Consider the following 4,362-nt stretch of genomic DNA (forward strand, 5'->3'; position numbering starts at 1 on the left):
ACTAACAGAAAATGGGTTTATCGATAATGGACAGGATGCTACCTTGATGAAAGACCCTTCGTGGCGTCAAAAATTAGCACAAGGTCATGTCAATGGTTTAGCAAAGGCTTTTAATCTGAAGCCCAAACCTAATGATCCTGGAACGATTTACAAGATCATAGTTGGATCTTTCAAGTCAAAGGAAAATGCAGAGGAACGCGTAGATGTCCTACATTCAAAAGGCATTGAATCTTTCATTATGACCGTGAATATTTCTGGTGAAACATGGTATCGTGTTCAGGCTGGATCTTTCTCAAAGAGAGACAATGCAGAAAAGCGTTTGGAAGAGGTCAAGAATGCGGGGATTAATGATGCCTACATTGTCACTGAAGGCGTTGATTCTGGTCAAAAGGATTTGTCTGGATACCCTATATTAGGTGGGACCTACCTGTCCCCAGCATCCATGGAGCAGTATGCAAAAACTGTAAATCCAGATGCGATTACGTTGGGAATTTATTATTTAACTTTTGGGGAATACTATGGTATTAGAGGGGATATTGCCTTTGCCCAAGCTATTCACGAAACGGACTTCTTTCGATTTACGGGAGTCGTACAACCCGAACAAAACAATTTCTGCGGATTAGGAACAACAGGACCTGATAATCCAGGGGCGAGTTTTGATACACCAAGAGATGGGGTACTTGCCCATTTTCAACATTTATTTGCCTATGCATCGACTGAACCATTACCAGATAAATATCCATTAATCGACCCTCGCTTTGATTTAGTACAGAGAGGATCCGCCCCGATATGGGTCGCATTAAACGGAAAATGGGCCGTTCCAGGTAACCATTATGGACAATCCATTCTAAATATATATGAAAGAATGATTAATAATACCATGCAAACACTAGGGGAAATCCTCCAAGAGATTAAAGCCTAGCCTCTACTCACCCTTTCTGTTTTCATTTCGTCCTCTATATTGGGAAAGAAGAGTTCTAATAACGTAGTTGTATTGTTGAGGATAAGGATACCTTATCTGGTTCTGGTGCGAGAAATCTAGCAAGTTTGGTCATACTGATACTATCAAACTAAAAAAGGAATGATGTTCAGTATGGAGAATCAAAGTTTATTCAAATGGAAGCATTATCAGCCTGAAATGATTTTATTAACAGTAAGGTGGTACCTACGGTACAACCTAAGTTTTCGTGATTTGGTCGAAATGATGGAGGAACGGGGTTTATCCATTGCCCATACCACCATCATGCGGTGGGTTCATCAATATGGGCCTGAGTTAGACAAGAGAATTCGTCGTTACCTTAAGAAAACAAACGATTCTTGGCGAGTGGATGAGACGTATATTAAAGTCAAAGGACAGTGGGTGTATCTGTATCGTGCGGTTGATTCAGAAGGAAACACCATTGATTTTTATCTAAGCCAAACAAGAGATCACAAGACTGCAAAGCGTTTTTTCAGGAAAGCTTTGCGGTCTCTTCATGTTTCAAAGCCTCGTGTCATAACCGTCGATAAAAACCCAGCTTACCCAATAGCCATTGAAGAATTGAAGAACGAAAAAGAAATGCCCTTAGGCATCCAAATAAGGCAAGTGAAATATCTCAATAACATAGTGGAACAAGATCATCGTGTTATTAAAAAGAGAGTTCGTTCGATGTTAGGATTGAAATCTTTTCGTACAGCTACTTGCATACTGAGTGGCATAATCACTCCCCTTTTTAAGAGTAATAGTATCAGTATATCCAAGATTCAGAGATTATTTACAGGTGGTTTGAAGTTACCCATATTATTATCTATGTGTCTCTAATTGTTACAACCATCGAGACTATTTAAAGGAGAATGGTCTTAGATGGAATGGATATGGCATGATAAAAGCCTAGGTGAAGAAATTAAATGAAGTATTTGGCTAAATAATAAAAATATTGTAAATATTAACTAAAGTGGTATATAATATATCCGTAATTACAAATATATACCAAAGGGGAACAGTTGCTATGAAAAAGATATTCATTAAAACCATGACAGTTTTGGCTTTGCTCGTATTTCTAGTAGGTGGAATGGCAACCGGTAAAAGTGAGGCAGCAAGTAACACAGCGAATCAAGATCTCATTATTATTAACAAGTATTATAATAAACTAGCGTATTATCATAATGGATACCTTGAAATGGTTGTACCTGTAGCGACGGGGAAAAAGTGGGATCAAACACCAATTGGGTTCTTTAAAGTGGTTAATAAGATTAAGAATCGACCATACTATACAGGGAACATTCCAGGTGGAGATCCTCGTAACCCATTAGGAAACCGTTGGTTAGGGATAAATGCCAATGGAACTTATGGTGATACATATGCTATTCATGGGAATAATAATGAAAGCAGTATTGGAAAATATGTAAGTCTAGGTTGCGTTAGAATGCATAATGCAGATGTTGAAAAGCTTTATGATAAAGTGCAAGTGGGGACACCGGTTAACATTACCTACTCTTATAGAAGTTTTAAGGCGTTAACAAAAGTCTACGGGTATGATTTTAAAGGGTATAACACGAAAAATTAATGCATTACGGGTCGCTCTTGAAGAGTGTACCCTTTTTTGTTGATGAAAGAGATATAGACCATGAAAAGTCCTTACTAAAAGAGGCTTGAATTTTGCATGTAGTGGAGGAATACCCGCGAAACAAAAGATAAATGTAAAATTCGAGCCTGTCATAACCTAGATATTAATTAATTTACATCGGTTATTTGTTTTTTTATAGGTTAACACCCCTCTTCTCCAATTCTTGAGAAAGAATGTATAGTCCTTCTCGGCTAAGTACGACTTTTCCATTTCCAAACACCATGTTATCTTCTGATATTTCTCCTGTAATCATACATGCTTTATGATACTGATATTTTTTTAAGATGATTTGATTCTCGTCTACAAAGATTTCTAAAGGATCACCCTTTTCAATAGCAAGGTTTTCTCTTAGCTCTTTTGGTAAGACTACACGACCTAATTGATCGACTTTCCTCACAATTCCTGTACTTTTCAATCCAACCACACCTCATTCCCTTTAATAATTTCATTATAACAAATATAAGAAAAATAATCATAATATAGAAAAATAGTAAAAAACATGGGGGAATATTTTAGGGTTTGACCCTACACAAGGGTACATAAGTGTATATATAATAGAATTATAGATAGAGAGAAGGAGGGAGTACGATGGCTCATAAAATCACTGTCACTGGTCATCCGACAAGCTCAATTCAAGACTATGGAAAATACCTTACTTTTGATATGGAGGAAAAGGGGAGTCCCAATGCCCCAAAAGGTATTCCATTTAAGAGTAATGCCATTACGTATACCGTGGTTCTTAGCTTAAAACAGTTTAATAAATTAAACATAGACCGAGAGGGATTTTCACAAAGGCGTTTTGTAGTTCAAGGAGAACCTTGTTTAGACATTCCTTTTGAACAATGTACAGGTGAGATAGGCGTTATTTGTATGCAAATACAAGAGATTGAAGCGAAAACAAAAGAGGAGAAAGGACGACCTCAAAAGAAGGGCTCAAGGGCCCAAAAGGCAGAAAATAACGAATCCAAAGAAGTAAAGAAAAATGAGGAGACTGAAAAGCAGGTTCTTGTTCCTAAAGGTACACGAGAATGGATGCCTTTGGAAGATATTAAAGTTCCAGAAGCTTTTCTCAAATTTACACCCGGAATGGCTAAACAAAAGACAGTAGAAGAAAGTATTGAGAAGAATGGAACGGTAGATAAACCCATTATTATTCATCCTGAAACGCATGAGCTTCTGGATAGTTATAGTCGTTATTATGTAGCGAAGAAAAAGAAGTTAGATCGTGTGCCTGTCCATTATTAAAACTTTCATTTTATAGTTAGTAACTATTTAAAAGAAAGCCCCCCTACTTATAAGTAGGGGGCTTTTCTTATCTTGCAAAAGGGGAACTATTATAACTAGCTGATTGTCTTAGAAGGTATTTATAGTATGGAGGAATAAAAGAAATTTTATCCTTCTTTTTGCATAATATTATGGTTAGATATATTTTTTGTATAGAAGAACGCCATTCTTCAGGCTTAACCTTATTTTCATTACCGGGTACCAATGATGAGAATACAACCTTTATTCTATGTTGAGTGGGGGTTTTGTCATTTTTATTAAATGAGTTATATAATTTAGAGAAAGATGATATTAAAGTGGTTGGAAGTTAAAAAAAGATACGATAGATAAAGTAGTGAATAACCATAAGAACATGATAATAATGAGGAAGATCTTTTTCATTATACGACTTTGAATGAACCTATAAACTAATATGAAAAAAACTGTGTAAATCCCAGTAATCGTAAGGAACGATAAAAACATATATAACAAC

At 36.3% G+C, this 4,362-nt stretch carries 5 protein-coding genes; 4 read left to right on the forward strand and 1 reads right to left on the reverse strand.

All coding sequences use genetic code 11. The features are described from left to right. From MOC86_RS19815 to MOC86_RS19825, 3 genes are all read left to right on the forward strand, one after another. Window positions 1-922: SPOR domain-containing protein (locus tag MOC86_RS19815; RefSeq protein ID WP_268585717.1), on the forward strand; the 922-nt coding region annotated here is incomplete at its 5' end. 171 nt (window positions 923-1,093) lie between these two features. After that, window positions 1,094-1,801: an IS6 family transposase gene (locus MOC86_RS19820; RefSeq protein WP_268585719.1), complete on the forward strand. Its 708-nt coding sequence runs from the start codon at window positions 1,094-1,096 to the stop codon at window positions 1,799-1,801. Window positions 1,802-1,988: 187 nt separating this feature from the next. Further along, the gene (locus tag MOC86_RS19825) at window positions 1,989-2,546 is read left to right on the forward strand and encodes a L,D-transpeptidase (RefSeq protein ID WP_268585720.1); all 558 of its coding nucleotides are present in this window, start codon (window positions 1,989-1,991) and stop codon (window positions 2,544-2,546) included. A gap of 193 nt (window positions 2,547-2,739) precedes the next feature. Here the strand turns inward: MOC86_RS19825 and MOC86_RS19830 are convergent, their stop codons facing one another. Next, window positions 2,740-3,021: an AbrB/MazE/SpoVT family DNA-binding domain-containing protein gene (locus MOC86_RS19830; RefSeq protein WP_268585721.1), complete on the reverse strand. Its 282-nt coding sequence runs from the start codon at window positions 3,019-3,021 to the stop codon at window positions 2,740-2,742. A 173-nt stretch (window positions 3,022-3,194) separates the two neighbouring features. Between MOC86_RS19830 and MOC86_RS19835 the strand changes: the two genes are divergently transcribed. Continuing rightward, entirely contained in the window at window positions 3,195-3,851 is a 657-nt protein-coding gene (locus MOC86_RS19835) for a hypothetical protein (protein WP_268585722.1), read from the forward strand. Window positions 3,852-4,362 lie beyond the last annotated feature (511 nt).

The sequence above is a fragment of the Priestia endophytica genome (assembly GCF_026790145.1).
GTDB lineage: Bacteria > Bacillota > Bacilli > Bacillales > Bacillaceae_H > Bacillus_I > Bacillus_I endophytica_A.